The sequence below is a fragment of the Aeromonas sp. A35_P genome (genome assembly GCF_002259925.1).
Taxonomy (GTDB): domain Bacteria; phylum Pseudomonadota; class Gammaproteobacteria; order Enterobacterales; family Aeromonadaceae; genus Aeromonas; species Aeromonas dhakensis.
In genome coordinates this window covers 1-3,193 of sequence record NZ_NEVB01000165.1, presented here as the reverse complement: position 1 = coordinate 3,193, position 3,193 = coordinate 1, and the positions used below count along the sequence as shown (strand labels likewise).

4 protein-coding genes are annotated in these 3,193 nt (G+C 54.3%); 2 read left to right on the top strand and 2 right to left on the bottom strand.

What is annotated here, in order from left to right:
- Window positions 1-118: 118 nt before the first annotated feature.
- Window positions 119-562 carry a translesion error-prone DNA polymerase V autoproteolytic subunit gene (gene umuD, locus CAK78_RS10360; RefSeq protein ID WP_094697199.1) on the top strand — a complete coding sequence of 148 codons (444 nt, stop codon included), beginning with the start codon at window positions 119-121 and terminating at the stop codon, window positions 560-562.
- The gene (umuC, locus tag CAK78_RS10355; RefSeq protein ID WP_094697198.1) at window positions 543-1,802 is read left to right on the top strand and encodes a translesion error-prone DNA polymerase V subunit UmuC; all 1,260 of its coding nucleotides are present in this window, start codon (window positions 543-545) and stop codon (window positions 1,800-1,802) included. Before umuD ends, umuC begins: the two co-directional genes overlap by 20 nt.
- Before the next feature lie 23 nt (window positions 1,803-1,825).
- Here umuC and CAK78_RS10350 read toward each other — a convergent pair whose 3' ends face one another.
- The gene (locus CAK78_RS10350; RefSeq protein WP_254924750.1) at window positions 1,826-2,407 is read right to left on the bottom strand and encodes a Fic family protein; all 582 of its coding nucleotides are present in this window, start codon (window positions 2,405-2,407) and stop codon (window positions 1,826-1,828) included.
- Between the two features lie 38 nt (window positions 2,408-2,445).
- Window positions 2,446-3,193, bottom strand: a 748-nt coding sequence (locus CAK78_RS10345; RefSeq protein WP_176452746.1) for an inovirus Gp2 family protein, incomplete at its 5' end; no start/stop codon positions are given.

Sequence of the window (3,193 nt, the reverse complement as noted above, 5' to 3'; positions counted from 1 at the left end):
ATACTGACCTCTTTGTTATCTATTAGCGCCATGGTACGCCATCATTGGCATGCGGGACTTGCGCTGGTTCAAAGGTGGTGCGCTATAATAGCTGTATATAAATACAGGCGTTGTTACCATGAAGTTGTTAACCCCAGATCCATCACCCGCCGAGGTGACCATCCCGCTGTTCTTGCACCGCGCCTCTTGCGGATTTCCCAGCCCAGCCAGCGACTATCTGGAAGGGAAGTTGGACCTCAACACCCACTGCGTGGCGCACCCTGCAGCCACCTTCTATCTGCGTGCCGAGGGGGAGAGCATGACCGGGGTCGGCATCTTTCCCGGTGACTTGCTGGTGGTCGATAAGAGCCTCACCCCGCGCCATGGTGATGTGGTGATTGCACTACTCGATGGCGGCTTCACGGTAAAGACCCTGCAGCTCAAGCCGAGGTTGCGGCTGTTGCCAGCCAATCCGGCGTTCGCGCCTATCGACCCTTGCATGAGCCTCTCCCTGGAACTGTTCGGAGTGGTCACCCATGTGATTGGCAATCTGAGGCAGCGTGATGGCCATAGCGCTCGTTGATGTAAACAACTTCTACGCCAGCTGTGAGCGGCTGTTTCGCCCTGAGCTGCGTGGTCGCCCGATCGTGGTGCTCTCCAACAACGATGGATGCGTGGTGTCGCGCAGCCCCGAAGCCAAGGCGATGGGCATCAAGATGGCCGGGCCCTACTTCAAGATCCGCGAGCAGTTCGAGGCGCATGGCGGTGTGGCATTCAGCTCCAACTACGCGCTCTACAGCGATATGTCTGGCCGGGTAATGAGCACGTTGGAGACCATGGCCCCCGAGCTGGAGGTCTACTCCATTGATGAAGCATTCCTGTCACTGTCGGAGTCGTTTGCCGGGGACCTGACAGCCTATGGGCAACAGATCCGGCAGCGAGTGTGGCAGTGGACCGGCCTAACGGTAGGGGTAGGGATCGGCCCCACCAAGACCCTCGCCAAGCTGGCCAACTATGCAGCCAAGAAGTGGCCTGCCACTGGCGGCGTTGTGGACTTGCGTGACGAGCTGCGCCGTACCCGGCTGATGGCCATCACTCCTGTGGATGAGGTGTGGGGCATAGGGCGGCGCTTGGGGGCTAAGTTGGTGGCAAAAGGCATCAACACCGTGGCTGACCTGGTGGCTAGCGATGCCAAAGGGTTACGCGCCCAATACGGCGTGGTGGTCGAGCGGATCGTACAGGAGCTGCGTGGAGTGCCTTGCGCGGAGCTGACCGTTGAACCGGCGGCGAAGCAGCAGATCCTCTCGAGCCGTTCCTTTGGGGAGCGCGTGACAGACCGTGGGGAAATGGCCCAAGCGTTGTCAGGCTTTATGGCTCGCGCAGCCGAGAAGCTGCGAGCCGAGGGGATGTGTTGCCAACGGGTACACCTGTTCGTGCGGACCAGCCCCTTTGACGAACGAGCCCCTTACTACAGTGAGCAGGCTGGCGTCCGGCTGGTCTGCCCTAGCGATGATACTCGGTTGCTGCTGCAGCAAGTGAACGTGCTGCTACCGCAGATTTGGCGCGACGGTTACCGCTATCAGAAGGGGGGCGTCATGCTGAGTGAGTTCACCCCCAAGGGGCAGCAACAGGCTGACCTGTTTGCCCCGTCCTCCGCTCAATCAGATGCGCTGATGGCCGTGATGGACCAGATCAAAGCCAAGGGATTGGGGCGCGTAGGCTTTGCCAGTCAAGGCACGGGGTCAGCCGAGTGGATGATGCGACAAGAACACTTGAGCCCCTGTTACACCACCCGCTGGGAGGACCTGCCGGTGGCGAGGTAGTCCTAAGTCTGTTAGCTCTGGGGCTAGATGGTTGACGCGTCCGGATCCAACACCTCCCAATGTCCGCTCTTACGCGGCCCAACAAAACGTAATCGCCCATCTTTGACCAGCACGGCAACAGCTCTCTCCACTGTACTGGTCGATTTGCCAATCCGCTCTGCGACTTGCTTGAGCATTATGGTCGGCTCAGCCGTCAGTTCCGCCAAGATGGCCTGCGGCGTTTTTATCCGTTTTTCTACCTGCATTTCAACCTTCATTTCTACCCGCGTTTTCTCCTGATGAGGTGATACTGCTGCTGGTTGAGTCGCAATTGCCTGGGCCTGCGCATCGCGCAGCGCTTCCAGCAAAAAGAGGATAAAATCGGTACAATCACTGCGACTATCAACCTGACTTAGCTGCTGATAGTAGTGATCTTGCCGAGCTTTGATCACCATCTCCACTGGTAAGAAGGCCATGACAGGCTGCCAGCGACTCAATATCTCCGTCTGCCATAAACGTCCCATCCGACCATTTCCATCCGCAAAGGGGTGAATAAACTCCAACTCATAATGCAAGGCACAGGAAGCGATCAGCGGATGAGCCTCGGTCTCAGCCAGCCAAGTCAATAGCTGTCCCGTGATAACTAGATCCGTACATACTGCTCTTATTCCTCCATGAGTAATGCCCTTAATAACTGAGACCGACGTTTTATGACATCGACCACTATGTTCTGTATAGTCGATTTATTAGCATGACCTATTGGCCTGCTATGGTCGAAATTACGTCTCCCAAGCACTTTGGTTCGTAGTTTAAAAAGATATGCCATTCTGAGTAGGAAAGCATAATAGTTTTCATTGTGAAACGTAGCATCACGACGAGCAATCCAATATTCGCAATTATCTGGGAAATGAGCCAATGCTTGGTAAAATGGAAATACAAGACCCAAAGCGCTACACCAAGCTTTTCTGATTCGTGTAGCCATGTTATTCGCACCCTGACGGGTATAATCACCGAGATGTGCATAGTCATCTTTATTGAACAGTAAAATCAAGTGGTAATGAGGAAAGTCACTCGCATCTTGCTCCTTTACCCAAATATATCCAAAGGGTGCAGGAACACCCTGTTTTCCTTTCCGGTGATGCGCTGCTAACAACTGGCTCTCAAGAGATGCAAAGAAGCGAGTAATCACCTTAGCATCTGTTTTCGGTAAGCAAATCAGCATATCAGGCGCATCTGACGAAACCATCTGGGGAAAGCGCAAATCAACACGCACTGTAAAAACGCGTGGATATACACTCACAAAATCCTCGATTACATCTATTGCTACTTTCATCTGTGTTGATGAAATTTCACCATACATGGTCTCAGCCCTAGCGAGTAACTGTTCAAACTCACCCGGAATAAAATAATGC